The following is a 17,485-nucleotide window of genomic DNA, read 5'->3' on the forward strand; positions in this document are numbered from 1 at the left end:
CGGGATAGTGGCGTGTGGACAGTAACGTAAATTTCTCTTTACAATCATTTCAATTCCTACCGGCAATTTTAAGGTACTCACCATACGAACCTCCATAAAAACATAAAAAATCCACTATACTCTGCTTTTCAGTATAGCGGATTTTCTATAAAATTACAATTGCCCAATATCTTTCAAGCTGAAAATGAGACTCGAACTCACGACCCCTTCATTACGAGTGAAGTGCTCTACCGACTGAGCTATTTCAGCTTATGCTGTAATCTGTCAGAAATTGATAATTCTGACAGCCACAGCATTTAGTTTATAATATTATTTCTTCTCTGTCAAGTCCTTTTTGACCGGTATTTTCTCCTCCGTTTTATTCACTATTTGGGGTGCTTCTTTTGTCACCTTTTTCGTCACCGGTTTCACTGCGGTTTTTACAGCTGCTTTTGTTTTCCCGGCAGCCTTTCGTACAGTTCTTGTCTTGGTGATGGATTTCTTGATCTGGCTGTGCCCGGCAGCAGGCTTTTTCTCAGTTTCTTCCGGAGTGCAGGTAAAGACTGCCACGCCAAGTGCCGGAAGCTTCAATGTGATGGAATACTCTCTCTCATCACACTCAGCCTTCTTCGCTGCTTTAACTCTCGTATTTACTACACCATTACCACCGTACTTTTTATCATCACTGTTAAAGATTTCTTTATATTTGCCGGCAAAAGGAACTCCCACATTGTAGTTTTCATATGGGATTGCCGCGAAATTGCAGACAGCCAGAATAGTTTCTTCCGGTTTCTCTGTCTTTCTCATGAATGCGATCACATTCTCCTCATACTTCATCAGCTGAACCCATTCAAATCCATCATATTCATCATCCAGCTGATAAAGTGCAGGATGAGCAAGATACATATTATTGAGGTCTTTGACAAATACTTCCAGTTCCTTTGGCATATCTTTATCCGGTGCCATCATCTTGCATCCCGGATGGAGCATCATATAAGCATAAGCCTCTCTGATCTGCGCATTCTTCTGTTCTTCACTTCCAGGCAGCTTATCCGCGAAATCCTTCAATGTACCAACATCCCTGCTGCCAAGCGTCAGAATATAATGTTCGCAGTATGCATAGAGCATGGACATAGTCAGCTGATCATGGTAATTCTTTCTCTCAATAGGATCCTTGCTCAGATATTCAAGCAGATCTTTTGTCCATCCGCCACTCCACTTATAGTCAAATCCCAGATGATCATTCTCCACACTGTCTGTCAGCTCCGGCCAGAGTCCGTTCTCCTGAGCAACTAAAAGCAATCCGGGATTTCTCTCCTTTATCACAGAATTCAGATGCTTCAGAAATTCCAGAGCATCCAGATTTTCATTGGTTCCGTAAATATTAGGTGTCCACTCTCCCGGATTTCTGCCATAATCCAGATACAGCATGGCATCCACATCGTCCATACGCAGACCGTCAGCATGGTAGACCTCAGCCCAGAAGCAGGCATTGGAAATCAGGAAGTCCTTCACCATCGGGCTTCCGTAATTATAGAGCAATGTTCCCCAGAACGGATGAATGGCCTCTGCCGGATTCTGTCTCTCATAAAGAGGTGTTCCGTCAAATTTCTCCAGACCGGAGGCATAACGCGGGAACTGTGCAGGTGTCCAGTCCAGGATCACACCGATTCCTGCCTGATGCAGTTCATCTACCAGCTTCTGAAAATCCGCCACGCTTCCAAATCTGGAAGTAGGTGCATAATATGCATATGTAGAATAACCACCTGTAATATCATCCAGGTATTCCATCACAGGATGGAGTTCCACATGGGTAAAATCTTCCTCTGCCAGAAATTCCACCAGCTCCTCAGCGGATTTCCATTCCTCCAGAGATGTTTCGTATATAGAAACCGGCTGTTTCCTGTCATCAAATCTGTGACGCTCTTTCATCCAGTCTCCGTCATTCCACTGAAAAGCACTTACATCTGCTACCACAGATGCTCCCTCAGGATCATGGTCTGCACTGTTCCCATAAGGATCAGCCTTTAACAGAACTTCGCCGCCTTTGACTTTAATCTCATATTTATAATGTATCCCTGCCTCTACCCCGGGTACAAACAGCTCAAAGATACCGGACATAGGCATACGATGCATAATAGTCGCACGTCCGATCCATCCATTAAAATCACCTGCGATATTTACACTCACTGCGTTCGGAGCCCAGACAGCAAAAAGAGTACCTTTCACTCCTTTAATCTCCACAGGATGAGCGCCCAGCTTCTTATATGCCTCATAATAAACACCTGCGCAGAAAGCCTTCTCCTCTTCCTCTGTGATCTGGCATGGAAAAGCATAGGGATCATAACATTCTGTCTCTGTCTCTCCCATTTTTATAAGAAATCTGTATTCCGGCACCTTGCGTACAGGAAGCAATACTGCAAAATATCCGGCCTCGTCCTCTTTCTCGCAGACATAGGTTTTCTTTCCGCTGATCACACTTACTTCCTCTGCATCAGGAAAAAATCCCTGAATAAGAACTCCGTCCTGTGTGATCCTTGGTCCCATCACATCTCTGGGAGCAGTTTCCTCTCCATACACAATAGCTTCAATCCTCGGCCAGTCCATATAGCCGTATACTTTTTCGTCCATAGCTGTGCTACCTCCCCGATTGTCAGAAATACGATGATCGGTTACTCTTACCGGCAGCGTATTTATGGTACATTAAACGTCACCTGTAAACAATAACAAATCAAGTTATGTTTATTTTAGCATCTTTGCACAAAAAAATAAAGAAAATTGTTTGACAAATTCCCTTTCCTGCGCTAAATTTATGTTATTAACTATGGAAAGAATCTTGTTCCGGATACTATGCTTCTTTCCATCACAACAAGGAGGATACAAAATGGGAAACAAAGCCTTTGACGTAACCGCATTAGGCGAATTATTGATTGACTTTACTGAAAACGGAAACAGCGCACAGGGAAATCCAATGCTGGAAGCCAATCCGGGCGGTGCTCCATGCAACGTGCTTGCAATGCTTGAGAAGCTTGGCAAAAAAACTGCATTCATCGGCAAAGTCGGAAACGACATGTTCGGAACCCAGCTTAAGAATGCCGTAGAGGAAGTAGGGATCGACACCCGCAACCTTGTGATCGACAACGAGGTACACACAACACTTGCCTTTGTACATACTTATCCTGACGGAGACAGAGATTTCTCCTTCTACCGTAACCCGGGTGCAGATATGATGCTTACCAAAGACGAAATCCAGGAAGACCTGATCAGAGATTCCAGAATCTTCCACTTTGGAACACTTTCTTCCACTCACGAAGGAGTACGCGAGGCAACCCGCTATGCCATCGACGTTGCAAAAGAAGCCGGATGTATCATCAGCTTCGACCCGAACCTTCGCCCGCCATTATGGAAATCTCTGGATGACGCAAAGGCAGAGATCGAATACGGTCTTGGCAAATGCGATATTCTGAAAATCTCAGATAACGAAGTTGAATTCCTGTTCGGAACTACAGACTATGACAAGGGTGCCGCACTTCTGAAAGAGAAATATAACATTCCTCTTATCCTTATCACACTTGGAAAAGACGGAAGCCGCGCTTACTACAAAGACATGAAAGTAGAGGCTGCTCCTTTCCTTCAGGAAAAGACTATCGAGACAACAGGTGCAGGCGATACCTTCTGCGCAAGTTCCTTAAACTATGTTCTGGAACATGGTCTGGACAATCTGACAGAAGAGAACTTAAAAGAACTGCTCACATTCGCAAATGCGGCAGCTTCTCTGATCACCACACGCAAGGGTGCTCTTCGCGTTATGTCCACCAAAGAAGAGGTTCTTGACTTTATGAAATCAAGAGGATGCTGATTTAACATCATAATTTTTTAAGGAAGCCCTCTGGCACCGCCAGACTGGGCTTCCTTTTTTTATCATAAAAATCAAAAAATATCTCCTGGCGATTGAAAATCTCAATCAGACAGGAGATATTTTAAATATATAAATCTCTATTACAAATCAACAGTCAGTCATTATAAAAATACTAAACCGTTAACTTGTATCTTACTATTTTACCACACGTACTCTGGAAACACCTTCAATTGCTTTCAGTTCATCCAGTGCTTCTCTGGATGCTGCGCTTTCCAGATCAATGAGAGTATAAGCATATTCGCCTTTACTCTTGTTTGTCATATCTGCGATGTTCAGGCCTTCTGCACCAAGGATCTTGGTGAACTGGCTGATCATGTTCGGGATGTTTTTGTGGCAGATGGCAATACGTCCTACTGCCACGCAGGTTCCCATATCACAGTTGGGGAAGTTTACAGAGTTTTTGATATTTCCGTTCTCAAGGAAATCTCTCACTTCTTTCACTGCCATTACTGCACAGTTTTCTTCGGATTCCTCTGTGGATGCTCCAAGGTGTGGAGTTACCAAGATTCCCTTATGTCCTGCTACTGTATGGTTTGCAAAGTCTGTCACATATTTCTTTACTTTTCCGCTGTCTAATGCTTCGATCAGAGCATCCTCATCAACCAGAAGATCCCGGGCAAAGTTCAGAAGTACTACGCCGTCTTTCATCTTGTCTAACGCTTCTTTGTTGATCATCTGTTTTGTGCTGTCAAGAAGAGGTACATGGATGGTGATGTAATCACACTGGGAATAAATCTCATCTAGGCTCTTGATATGTTTGATGGTGCGGGAAAGATTCCATGCAGCATCAATAGAGATGTATGGATCATATCCGTATACTTCCATTCCAAGTGCAGAAGCAGCGTTTGCCACCATTGCTCCGATGGCACCAAGACCGATGATACCCAGCTTCTTACCCATGATCTCGCATCCTGCAAACTGTTTTTTCTGTTTCTCAGCAAGTTTATCGATGTCTTCCTGGTCTTTCTCTTTGGCAACCCATTCGATACCACCTACGATATCACGGGAAGCAAGGAGCATACCTGCAAGTACAAGCTCCTTCACACCGTTTGCATTGGCGCCCGGTGTGTTAAATACTACCACACCTTTTTCTGCACAGTCCTTTACCGGAATATTGTTGACACCTGCACCTGCACGTGCGATTACTTTTACGCTCTCAGGAAGCTCCATGTCATGCATCTTTGCACTTCTTACAAGGACTGCATCACACTCCTGCAGATCTTCGCTTTTCTTATATTCTTCATCAAATAATCCCAGACCTTTTTCTGCAATGGGATTCAGGCAATGATACTGAAACATTATGCATTTTCCTCCTCAAACTTCTTCATGAAAGCAACCAGTGCTTCCACACCTTCTTTTGGCATAGCGTTGTAGATACTTGCACGCATACCGCCCACTGTACGGTGTCCCTTTAAGTTTACAAGTCCTGCCTCTTTTGCTTCTTTTACAAATTTGGCATCCATGTCCTTGTCACCCGTTACGAATGGTACATTCATAAGAGAACGGTCTTCCGGTACAACAGTTCCTTTGAACAGCTTGCTCTGATCAAGGAAATCATAGAGGATTTTCGCTTTCTCAATGTTACGTCTCTGCATTTCTTCCAGGCCGCCCATTTTCTTCAGCCATTTGAAGACCTTACCGCATACATAGATGCAGTAACAGTTTGGAGTATTGTAAAGAGAACCTGCATCTGCCTGTGTTTTGAATTTCAGCATAGTAGGTGTTCCTTCCAGAACATCATCTGTGATCAGATCTTCGCGGATGATGGAGATTACCATACCTGCTGGTCCGATATTCTTCTGTACACCGCCATAGATGATTCCATATTTGGATACATCAACAGGCTCAGATAAGAAGCAGGAGGAAACATCTGCTACCAGAGTTTTTCCTTTTGTGTTGGGAAGTTTCTTGAATTTTGTTCCGTAAATTGTGTTGTTTTCACAAATGTATACATAGTCTGCATCCGGGCTGATCGGAAGGTCACTGCAGTCAGGAATATAGGAGAAAGTCTTATCCTCGGAAGAAGCAATCTTGTTTGCTTTTCCATATTTCTGTGCTTCCTGGTATGCTTTCTTTGCCCACTGTCCTGTTACAATGTAATCAGCTACCTTGTTCTTCATAAGGTTCATAGGGATTGCTGCAAACTGCTGGGAAGCTCCGCCCTGAAGGAATAATACCTTATAATTATCCGGAATCTTCATCAGATCACGAAGATCCTGCTCTGCCTCGTCAATGATCTTCTGGAAATCAGCACTTCTGTGGCTCATTTCCATTACAGACATACCAGTTCCCTGATAGTCCATCATCTCCTCTGCAACTTCTTTCAGTACCTCTTCCGGCAGTACAGCCGGTCCTGCGGAAAAATTATACACTCTGCTCATTTTTTCATATCCTCCTCATCAAAAATATCATCAATGCTTGCGCCTGCCGGTACCATCGGGAATACGCTGAGATCCTGATCGATCATACAGTCAAGTACGATAGGTCCCGGACATGCCAGAGCCTCTTTTAATGCAGGCTCTACCTCTTCCATCTTTGTGATACGGATTGCTTTTGCTCCCATGGCTTCTGCCAGCTTCACAAAATCTACTGCATCATTTAAAATTGTATGGGAATATCTGTGGTCATAGAACAAGGTCTGCCACTGACGTACCATTCCCAGTACATGATTGTTCAATACGATTTCTATTAAAGGTCTGCCACAGCGGACTGCTGTTGCGATCTCATTCATATTCATACGGAAACATCCGTCACCTGCGATGTTTACTACAGTTTTGTCCGGTCTTCCCATCTTGGCACCGATTGCTGCACCAAGTCCATATCCCATAGTTCCCAGGCCACCGGAAGAAAGGAAAGTTCTTGGCTCTTTGTATTTGAAATACTGAGCTGCCCACATCTGGTTCTGTCCAACCTCTGTTGTGATGATGGCATCTCCTTTTGTCAGTTCGTACAGCTTTTCAATAATGTATGGGCCTGTAAGCTGGGAATGATCATATCTTAACGGATATTTTTCCTTCAGTTCACTGATATGTGCAGTCCATTCCGGATGTCTCATTTCCGGAACCTCTGCCAGAATATGTTTGAGAACTTCTTTCTCATCTCCTACCACACTTGCATCTACTACGATATTTTTGTTAATTTCTGCAGCATCTACGTCAATCTGGAGAATCTTCGCATTCTTTGCAAAGGTCTTCGTGTTTCCTGTGACACGGTCACTGAATCTGGCTCCCAGCACGATCAGGAGATCGCAGCCTGAGACACCGAGATTGGAAGTTTTGGTCCCATGCATTCCAAGCATTCCTGTGTACAGAGGATCTTCTCCGGAAAATCCCCCCTTACCCATAAGACTGTCACATACAGGAGCGTCGATTCTGTGAGCAAGTTCTGTCACTTCTCTGGATGCCTCTGAGATAATCGTGCCACCGCCTGTAAAAATAAATGGTCTCTTCGCTTCTTTGATCATCTGTACTGCAGTTGCAATGTCTTCGTCTTTGATGGTGTCTGTTTTCGGTGTGATCTCAGCAGGAGCGCAGGCAGTATATTCATATTTCGCACCTGTCACATCCTTGGTCACATCTACAAGCACAGGACCGGGACGTCCGCTCTTTGCAATATAGAATGCTCTGCGTACAGTGTCTGCCAGAGTAGTAATGTCTTTTACGATAAAGCTGTGCTTTGTAATAGGCATTACAATTCCGGTAATATCAACCTCCTGGAAAGAATCCTTTCCGAGCAGCGGTGTTCCCACGTTACATGTGATTGCCACCATTGGTACGGAATCCATGTATGCGGTAGCGATTCCTGTTACCAGATTGGTAGCTCCGGGACCAGAAGTTGCAAGACACACACCGACTTTACCGGTTGCTCTTGCGTATCCGTCTGCTGCATGGGATGCTCCCTGCTCATGAGAAGTCAGTACATGTGTGATCTGGTCTTTATATTCATAGAGGGCGTCATATACATTCAGGATGGCACCGCCCGGATATCCGAATACAGTGTCAACGCCCTGTTCTTTTAAACATTCAACGATGATTTCAGCACCTGTAAGCTGCATCTTTACGTATCCTCCTAACTTTTCAGGCAGGAATCACAGGTTATGCTGCAATTCCCGCCGGGTACTTGTTCATCTTTATTTTGCTTTTGGTACCTCAAGGATCGCTCCTCTGTTTCCGGAAGTTACCATAGCAGCATATCTTGCAAGATATCCTGTTGTTACCTTTGGCTCACGAGGCTGCCATTTTGCTTTTCTTGCCTGCATTTCTTCATCAGAAACCTTGATCTCCAGTTTCAGTTCCGGAATGTTGATGCTGATGATATCGCCCTCTTCAACAAGTGCGATCGGTCCGCCGACTGCTGCTTCCGGTGATACGTGTCCGATGGATGCTCCTCTGGATGCACCGCTGAAACGTCCGTCTGTGATCAGGGCTACGGAAGATCCCAGTCCCATACCTGCGATTGCAGATGTAGGATTCAGCATTTCTCTCATACCAGGGCCGCCTTTCGGTCCTTCGTAACGGATAACTACTACGTCACCCTCTACGATCTTGCCACCTTTGATAGCTGCGATTGCGTCTTCCTCGCAGTCAAAGACTCTTGCAGGTCCTTCATGGACCATCATCTCTTCTACAACTGCAGAACGTTTTACAACACCGCCGTCCGGTGCAAGGTTACCCTTGAGAACTGCAAGTCCGCCTGTCTGGCTGTATGGATTGTCAATCGGTCTGATAACTTCAGGATTTAAGTTTACACAATCTTTGATGTTCTCGCCTACTGTCTTGCCTGTAACTGTCATGCACTCAGTATGAAGAAGTCCCTTCTTATTCAGTTCGTTCATAACTGCGTATACACCGCCTGCTTCGTTCAGGTCTTCTATGTATGTAGGGCCTGCAGGTGCAAGGTGACAGAGGTTTGGAGTCTTTGCGCTAATCTCGTTTGCAAAGCTGATATCAAAGTCCATTCCAATCTCATGAGCAATAGCCGGAAGGTGAAGCATACTGTTTGTGGAGCATCCGAGTGCCATGTCTACTGTCAGGGCATTGAGGATTGCCTCTTTTGTCATGATATCTCTTGGACGGATGTTCTTTCTGTACATTTCCATAACCTGCATACCTGCATGTTTTGCAAGACGGATACGCTCGGAATATACAGCAGGGATGGTTCCGTTTCCTTTCAGACCCATACCAAGAACCTCTGTCAGACAGTTCATGGAATTTGCTGTGTACATACCGGAACAGGATCCGCATGTAGGACATGTTTTCATTTCACATTCTGTCAGTCCGTCTTCATCAAGCTTACCTGCTGCATAAGCACCTACTGCCTCGAACATACTGGAAAGGCTTGTCTTGTGTCCGTTCAGATGTCCGGCAAGCATTGGACCGCCGCTTACGAATACAGTAGGAACATTCAGTCTGGCTGCTGCCATCAGAAGTCCGGGTACGTTCTTGTCACAGTTTGGAATCATTACCAGTGCATCAAACTGATGTGCCATTGCCATGGCTTCTGTGGAATCTGCGATCAGGTCTCTGGTAACCAGAGAGTATTTCATTCCAACGTGTCCCATTGCAATACCGTCACATACTGCGATTGCCGGGAACATAACAGGTGTACCGCCTGCCATTGCCACACCAAGCTTAACTGCCTGTGTGATCTTGTCAAGGTTCATATGACCCGGTACGATTTCATTGTAAGAACTTACAATACCTACCAGAGGTCTTTCCATTTCTTCTTTTGTCATTCCAAGAGCATTAAACAGGGAACGGTGAGGTGCCTGCTGTGTGCCTGTTTTTACTGCATCACTTCTCATTGTTTTATTTCCTCTTTTCTTACTGTTTTATTTATTTTTAATGATTCAACCGAAATTCCTGACTCCGTAATCTGCCTGCGCCGGCTGAATCCTCTTAATATCAATTCTTACAGAGCTGCTGCGATCAGATCGCCCATTTCCTTTGTTCCTACAAGCTTGCATCCCTCTGACATGATATCACCTGTGCGGTATCCCTCTGTCAGAACTTTCTGCACTGCTGCTTCCACTGCATCTGCCTCCTTGTCCATATCAAGGGAGAAACGAAGCATCATTGCTGCGGAAAGGATAGTTGCGATAGGGTTTGCCTTATCCTGTCCTGCAATATCAGGTGCAGAACCATGGCTTGGCTCATAGAGACCGAATTTTGTCTCATTTAAGCTTGCAGATGAAAGCATTCCGATGGAGCCTGTTACCATACTTGCCTCGTCTGAAAGGATATCTCCGAACATATTCTCTGTCAGGATAACATCGAACTGTTTTGGATCACGTACAAGCTGCATTGCGCAGTTGTCAACCAGCATATGCTCTAAGGTAACATCCGGATAGTCTTTGGCAACTTCCTCTACCACTTTTCTCCAGAGTCTGGAAGAATCCAGAACATTTGCCTTATCTACGCTTGTTACTTTATTTCTTCTCTTACGTGCGATCTCAAATGCTTTGATGGCAATACGGAGGATTTCGTTTTCATTATAGGAAAGTGTATCAATTGCTTTCTTCACACCATTCTCTTCAATAGTCTGACGTTCTCCGAAATACAGACCGCCTGTAAGCTCACGTACAATGATCATGTCAAATCCGTCTCCGATGATCTCATCGCGGAGAGGGCAGGCTTTTCTCAGCTCATTGTAAAGGTAAGCCGGTCTTAAGTTTGCAAAAAGATTTAATGCCTTACGGATTGCAAGAAGTCCTGCTTCCGGGCGTTTGGACGGCTCAAGCTTATACCATGGAGAAGTTTTTGCATCTCCGCCAATAGAGCCCATCAGTACGGCGTCTGATGATTTGGCAGTGGCAATTGCCTCATCAGTAAGGGGTACGCCGTGTACATCAATGGATGCGCCGCCTAACAGAACTTCTGAATAGGAAAAGCTGTGTCCATATTTCTCGCATACCTTGTCCAGTACTTTCTTTGCTTCTCTTACGATTTCCGGTCCGATTCCGTCGCCGGGGATCAATGCAATCTTATAATCCATAATAATTTCCTCCAAAAATACTCTAATTGCGTAATTGTTATTATAATAACGCACTTTCCGACAGATTTCAACCTATTAAAGTGAAAAAATACAAAAGTGCTGTTTTCCGGAGATTTTACTGTAAAAATAAAAAAAACAGAACCACAGCCATCACTGACTATAGGTTCCGCTTTTTTCATATCTCTTTCATTATTCGGCAGCGCTTCCGGCTTTCTCAACTTCAGCGATTGCCTGTTTTCTCATAGGAATACGGCAGTTTTTGTTATTACCGAATTCTACGATCACGTCTTCTTCTGTCATATCAATGACAACGCCATAAAAGCCGCCGGTAGTAACAATGCTGTCGCCAACCTCCATGTCATTTAACATTGCCTGAAGTCTCTTCTGCTCTTTTTTCTGAGGGCGAAGCATTAAGAAGTACATAATTCCGAACAGTACTACCATCCAGACAATAGCGCCAACCATACCCATTCCGCTTGATGCGTTCATTTTGATTCCTCCTGTAACTTTTCCTGTTATTCTGCATATTTGCAGTCCATCATGTATTCACAGACCGTCCTGACGGCTGCTCATACTGAAGAGCTGCTTTGCGATCCACTTATAATCTCCGTTACCTTCTGTATGAAATCTTGTTTTCATGCAGAACAATCTGATTAAAGCGTCACTACACATCATACACAAAAAACCGCTTTACTTCAAGAGTTTTTGGCATATTTAATAATTATTTTATATACAGATTATCTTTTCGAGTTTATTTTGCCCTCTTCAAAGCCTTCCAGCCGCATTTTCTTATATTCTGCGAAGTTTCCTGCATCAAGAGCATCTCGGATCTCTTCCATCATATGATTATAGAAATACAGATTGTGAAGTACACAGAGACGCATTCCCAGCATTTCCTTCGCTTTCAGAAGATGACGGATATAGGCTCTGCTGTAATGCTGGCATGCAGGACACTGACAGCCTTCTTCGATAGGACGTGTGTCCAGTTCATATTTTGCATTGAACAGATTCATCTTTCCATGATTGGTATATACATGTCCATGGCGGCCGTTACGGCTTGGATATACGCAGTCAAAGAAATCAATTCCTCTCTCAACACCTTCCAGAATATTTGCCGGTGTTCCCACACCCATCAGGTAAGTAGGTTTATTCTGAGGAAGATAGGGGACTACCGCATCCAGGATCCTGTACATCTCTTCATGGGTTTCTCCAACTGCCAGACCGCCGACAGCATAGCCATCCAGATCCATTTCAGAGATCGCTTTGGCATGCTCAATACGGATATCTTCATAAACAGCACCCTGGTTGATTCCAAACAGAAGCTGTTCTTTGTTAATGGTATCCGGCAGACTGTTCAGTCTCGCCATTTCTGCTTTACAGCGGGCAAGCCATCTTGTGGTCCTGTCTACAGATTTCTGCACATAATCCCTGTCAGCCACACTGCTGGGACATTCATCAAATGCCATGGCAATGGTGGAGGCAAGATTGGACTGGATCTGCATACTCTCTTCCGGTCCCATAAAGATCTTATGCCCGTCAATATGGGAATTAAAATAAACTCCCTCTTCTTTGATCTTTCTCAGCTTTGCAAGGGAAAACACCTGGAATCCGCCTGAGTCTGTAAGGATCGGTTTGTCCCATACCATAAATTTATGAAGACCGCCTAACTGCTTTACTATTTTATCACCCGGACGCACATGAAGATGATAAGTATTTGATAATTCTACCTGTGTTCCAATCTGCTGTAAATCCATGGTGGATACAGCGCCTTTAATCGCACCGATCGTTCCCACATTCATAAAAACAGGAGTCTGGATCGTACCATGCACTGTATGAAACTCCGCACGCTTGGCACGGCCTTCTGTTTTAAGAAGTTTATATTCTGCCATTTTTTCTCTCCTCTTGATAAAAATCACTTTTTCTATTATATCCCGAAATAGCTGAATTTTCAACTGCAAATAAGGTAATCATTGGTAAAGTTTCATATTGTCTTTTTCAGACCATTAGCGTATAATATTACGGAATATTCCATATCTGGAAACAGATATTTAATAGGAAAGAACAGGATAGATTTTTACTGTTTACTTCGTGTCCGGCAACACGCTTTGCATGATATCAGCAGCAAACAGTAAGGAAAATGTTACTGTTCACTCCGTTCTCAGTAACGTAGCCAAAATTCATTCCAGATTGCCTGCGGCAATGGAATTTTGGCTTGTATGTCTCGGGATTTTGGCATATTCATGCCAAAACACTTCGCGGGATAGTGGTGTGTGAACAGTAACAGGAAAATTTCAATTTTGTTTATATACAATACGAGGAGGCTTGAATTTACTTTATGAATTACAAAACACTTGGAATTGACATTGGTTCCACTACTGTAAAGATCGCGATCTTAGATGAGAATGAAAATCTCATTTTCGCAGATTACAAGCGTCATTTTGCGAACATTCAGGAAACCCTTGCAGACCTTCTTCAGGAGGCCTTTGACCAGTATGGCGAGATGACTCTCCATCCTGTGATCACAGGTTCCGGCGGTCTGACCCTTGCCAACCATCTGGGCGTTCCTTTTACCCAGGAGGTTATTGCAGTTTCTACTTCTCTGCAGAAGCTGGCACCAAAGACAGATGTTGCCATCGAGCTTGGCGGTGAGGATGCCAAGATCATTTATTTCGAAAACGGAAACGTAGAACAGCGTATGAACGGTATCTGTGCAGGCGGTACCGGTTCTTTCATCGACCAGATGGCTTCTCTTCTCCAGACAGATGCCACAGGTCTGAATGAATATGCCAAAGATTACAAAGCGCTCTACCCGATTGCTGCACGCTGCGGTGTTTTCGCCAAAACGGATATCCAGCCGCTGATCAATGACGGTGCAACCAAACCGGATCTGTCAGCTTCTATTTTCCAGGCAGTTGTAAACCAGACCATCTCCGGTCTTGCCTGTGGAAAACCCATCCGTGGACATGTTGCATTCCTGGGTGGTCCGCTTCACTTCCTGTCCGAACTGAGAGAATCCTTTATCCGTACTTTGAAGCTGGATGAGGAACACACCATCATTCCGGAGAACTCCCATCTTTTTGCAGCCATCGGTTCTGCATTAAATGCAAAAGAAGACAACTCCATTTCCCTGACAGAAATGAAAGACAGACTCCGCAATTCCATTAAGCTGGATTTTGAAGTAGAACGTATGGAACCACTTTTCGCTTCTCAGGAAGAATACGATGCATTTGCAAAACGTCAGAGTTCCTACAAAGTAAAAACAGGAGATCTGGCTACATATAAAGGAAACTGCTATCTGGGTATTGATGCAGGTTCCACCACAACCAAAACTGCACTGGTAGGCGAAGATGGAACACTTCTTTATTCCTTTTACAGCAGCAACAACGGAAACCCGTTAAAAACTACCATCCGTTCTATTAAAGAAATCTATGAACTGCTTCCCAAAGACGCAAAGATCGCTTATTCCTGTTCTACAGGTTACGGCGAGGCTCTGATCAAAGCGGCCCTGCTCCTGGATGAGGGCGAGGTTGAGACCGTATCCCATTACTATGCAGCTGCATTCTTTGACCCAGAGGTAGACTGTATCCTGGATATCGGCGGACAGGATATGAAATGTATCAAGATCCGCAACAAGACCGTTGACAGCGTACAGTTAAATGAAGCATGCTCCTCCGGATGCGGTTCCTTTATTGAAACCTTTGCCAAATCCCTGAATTATACAGTACAGGATTTCGCAAAAGCTGCTGTTTTTGCACAGCATCCTATAGATCTTGGTACCAGATGTACTGTTTTCATGAATTCCAAGGTAAAGCAGGCACAGAAAGAAGGAGCTGAGGTATCCGATATTTCCGCAGGTCTTGCTTACTCTGTTATCAAAAATGCTCTGTATAAGGTTATCAAGGTTTCTGATGCTTCCGAACTTGGCAGACACATCGTTGTACAGGGTGGTACTTTCTACAATGATGCGGTTCTTCGAAGCTTCGAAAAGATTGCAGGCTGCGAAGCCATTCGTCCGGATATTGCCGGAATCATGGGTGCCTTCGGTGCCGCACTAATTGCCCGTGAACGCCATCAGGAAGGCGCAGAAACGACTATGCTCTCCATTGATAAGATTAACGAGCTGAAATATACAACTTCTATGGCAAACTGTCGTGGATGTACCAATAACTGCCGTCTGACTATCAACAAATTCTCCGGAGGCCGCCAGTATGTAAGCGGTAACCGCTGTGAACGCGGTATCGGTAAGGAAAAGAACAAAGATCATATTCCGAATCTTTATGAATACAAATATAAGCGTATTTTCTCCTACACACCGCTTACTGCTGATAAGGCAACGCGAGGTAAAGTAGGTATCCCCCGTGTTCTGAACATGTTTGAGAATTATCCTTTCTGGTATACTTTCTTTACAGAACTGAAGTATGAGGTTGTGCTCTCTCCTACTTCCACCAGAAAGATTTATGAGCTGGGTATTGAGTCCATTCCAAGTGAATCTGAATGCTATCCTGCCAAACTTGCCCATGGCCATGTAACCTGGCTGATCCGCAATGGCGTGAAATTTATTTTCTACCCATGTATCCCATATGAACGTAACGAGTTCCCGGATGCAGTCAATCACTATAACTGCCCGATCGTTACCTCATATGCCGAAAATATCAAGAATAACGTAGACGAATTAAATGATCCGTCCATTACCTTCCGCAATCCGTTCCTTGCATTTACTTCTGAGGAAATTCTGGCAAATCGTCTGGTAGAGGAATTTAAGGATATCCCGGCAGGAGAAGTCAAAGCTGCTGTGCATAAGGGCTGGGAGGAAATGGCTGCTGCACGCCGCGATGTACAGAAAAAAGGGGAAGAAACCCTGAAATATCTGGAAGATACAGGACGCCATGGTATTGTCCTTGCAGGACGCCCATACCATATTGACCCGGAAATCCATCATGGTATCCCGGATCTGATCAACAGCTATGGTATTGCCGTACTTACTGAGGATTCCATCTCTCATCTGGCACCTGTGGAACGCCCGATTCGCGTCAATGACCAGTGGATGTACCACTCCAGACTGTATGCTGCTGCAAACTATGTAAAGACACGCGATGACCTGGATCTGATCCAGCTCAACTCTTTTGGATGTGGTCTGGATGCAGTTACTACTGACGAGGTTTATGAAATCCTTGACGGAAGTGACAAAATCTATACCTGCTTAAAGATTGACGAGGTAAATAACCTTGGTGCTGCAAGAATCCGTATCCGTTCCCTGATCGCAGCGATCCGCGCGAAGAAAGCACAGGGACAGAAACGTACTGTCAAACCTGCTTCTATTGATAAAGTATCCTTTACAAAGGAAATGAGAAAGGACTATACCATCCTCTGCCCGCAGATGTCACCGTTCCATTTCAGCCTCCTGCAGGCAGCATTCAATTCCTGCGGATACAACCTGGAGGTGCTTCCGAATGACAATAAGCATGCAGTGGATGTTGGTCTGAAGTATGTAAACAATGACGCCTGCTATCCGTCTCTGATCGTTGTGGGACAGATCATGGATGCTCTGCTTTCCGGTAAATATGACCTGAACAAAACGGCCGTTGTCATGTCACAGACAGGTGGCGGATGTCGTGCTTCCAACTATATCGCATTTATACGACGCGCATTAAAGAAAGCCGGTATGGAACAGATTCCGGTTATCTCTGTTAACTTAAGCGGTCTGGAAAGCAATCCCGGATTCAAACTTACGCTTCCATTAGTGAAGAAAGTTGCTTACGGTGCCGTATTCGGAGATATCCTGATGAAATGCGTATATCGTATGCGTCCTTATGAACTGGAAGAGGGAATCGTAAACAGGAAACATAAAATCTGGGAACAGCGTGTGATCTCTTTCTTAAGCGGAAGCAGTATCAGCCACAGCCAGTTTAAAAAAATGTGCCGCGAAATGGTTCATGAATTTGATACCATTCCCATCAGTGATGTGAAGAAGCCGCGTGTCGGCATCGTAGGTGAGATCCTTGTCAAGTTCCTGCCTGCTGCAAATAATCATCTGGCAGAGCTTCTGGAATCTGAAGGCGCTGAGGCAGTTGTACCGGATCTGATCGATTTCATGTGCTACTGCTTCTATAATCAGAACTTTAAGGTAGAAAATCTTGGATTCAAGAAGTCCAAGGCAACCATGGCAAACTGGGGAATCAAAGCAATCGAATGGGTGAGAAAGCCTGCAAGCGAAGCTCTTGCACAGAGCCGCCATTTTGCACCGCCTGCTGATATCAGAGATCTGGCAAAAATGGCATCTCCGATCGTTTCCACCGGAAACCAGACAGGTGAGGGATGGTTCCTGACAGGTGAGATGATGGAACTGATCCATGGAGATGTTCCGAATATTGTTTGTATCCAGCCTTTCGGATGTCTGCCGAACCACATTGTAGGTAAGGGTGTTATCAAAGAGATCCGCAGAGAATATCCGACAGCCAATATTGTAGCCATCGACTATGATCCGGGTGCAAGTGAAGTCAATCAGCTCAACCGAATCAAACTGATGCTCTCCACAGCTCAGAAAAACCTGAAAAAAGTAGAAGAAAAAAATGCATAAATAATACCGTAATGGAT

Annotated in this window: 10 protein-coding genes and 1 tRNA gene; 2 read left to right on the forward strand and 9 right to left on the reverse strand. The window is 44.5% G+C overall.

Annotated features, from left to right (window positions below):
* Nucleotides 1-176 precede the first annotated feature (176 nt).
* Nucleotides 177-249 (reverse strand) — tRNA-Thr (locus ACESZG_RS00165).
* Nucleotides 250-309: 60 nt separating this feature from the next.
* A complete protein-coding gene (gene glgB, locus ACESZG_RS00170; protein WP_349062768.1) occupies nt 310-2,610 on the reverse strand; it encodes a 1,4-alpha-glucan branching enzyme in 2,301 nt (766 codons plus the stop codon).
* Nucleotides 2,611-2,863: 253 nt separating this feature from the next.
* Here glgB and ACESZG_RS00175 point away from each other — a divergent pair, with 253 nt between their 5' ends.
* Entirely contained in the window at nt 2,864-3,838 is a 975-nt protein-coding gene (locus ACESZG_RS00175; protein WP_119241194.1) for a carbohydrate kinase, read from the forward strand.
* Nucleotides 3,839-4,033: 195 nt separating this feature from the next.
* Here ACESZG_RS00175 and ACESZG_RS00180 read toward each other — a convergent pair whose 3' ends face one another.
* From ACESZG_RS00180 to tgt, 7 genes are all read right to left on the reverse strand, one after another.
* Complete coding sequence (locus tag ACESZG_RS00180; RefSeq protein WP_173698094.1) at nt 4,034-5,197, reverse strand: phosphoglycerate dehydrogenase; 1,164 nt, start codon at nt 5,195-5,197, stop codon at nt 4,034-4,036.
* A complete protein-coding gene (gene serC, locus ACESZG_RS00185; RefSeq protein WP_025577082.1) occupies nt 5,197-6,279 on the reverse strand; it encodes a 3-phosphoserine/phosphohydroxythreonine transaminase in 1,083 nt (360 codons plus the stop codon). Before serC ends, ACESZG_RS00180 begins: the two co-directional genes overlap by 1 nt.
* The gene (gene ilvB, locus ACESZG_RS00190) at nt 6,276-7,952 is read right to left on the reverse strand and encodes a biosynthetic-type acetolactate synthase large subunit (RefSeq protein ID WP_025577083.1); all 1,677 of its coding nucleotides are present in this window, start codon (nt 7,950-7,952) and stop codon (nt 6,276-6,278) included. The genes serC and ilvB overlap by 4 nt, the downstream gene beginning before the upstream one ends.
* 75 nt (nt 7,953-8,027) lie before the next feature.
* A complete protein-coding gene (gene ilvD / locus ACESZG_RS00195) occupies nt 8,028-9,701 on the reverse strand; it encodes a dihydroxy-acid dehydratase (RefSeq protein WP_368211015.1) in 1,674 nt (557 codons plus the stop codon).
* 107 nt (nt 9,702-9,808) lie between these two features.
* On the reverse strand, nt 9,809-10,891 hold the full coding sequence (leuB, locus tag ACESZG_RS00200) for a 3-isopropylmalate dehydrogenase (RefSeq protein WP_373217325.1): 1,083 nt from the start codon (nt 10,889-10,891) through the stop codon (nt 9,809-9,811).
* A 189-nt stretch (nt 10,892-11,080) separates the two neighbouring features.
* Nucleotides 11,081-11,380 carry a preprotein translocase subunit YajC gene (gene yajC / locus ACESZG_RS00205; RefSeq protein WP_008703490.1) on the reverse strand — a complete coding sequence of 100 codons (300 nt, stop codon included), beginning with the start codon at nt 11,378-11,380 and terminating at the stop codon, nt 11,081-11,083.
* 248 nt (nt 11,381-11,628) lie between these two features.
* Nucleotides 11,629-12,780 (reverse strand): tRNA guanosine(34) transglycosylase Tgt, encoded by a 1,152-nt coding sequence (gene tgt, locus ACESZG_RS00210; protein WP_008703492.1) that lies wholly within the window; start codon nt 12,778-12,780, stop codon nt 11,629-11,631.
* A 446-nt stretch (nt 12,781-13,226) separates the two neighbouring features.
* On the opposite strand from tgt, the gene ACESZG_RS00215 reads away from it, so the two are divergent.
* The gene (locus ACESZG_RS00215; RefSeq protein WP_144137096.1) at nt 13,227-17,468 is read left to right on the forward strand and encodes a 2-hydroxyacyl-CoA dehydratase; all 4,242 of its coding nucleotides are present in this window, start codon (nt 13,227-13,229) and stop codon (nt 17,466-17,468) included.
* The last annotated feature ends 17 nt before the right edge of the window (nt 17,469-17,485 follow it).

Origin of the sequence: Blautia sp. Marseille-P2398, assembly GCF_964240315.1 — a bacterium.
GTDB classification, from domain to species: Bacteria; Bacillota; Clostridia; order Lachnospirales; family Lachnospiraceae; genus Blautia_A; species Blautia_A wexlerae.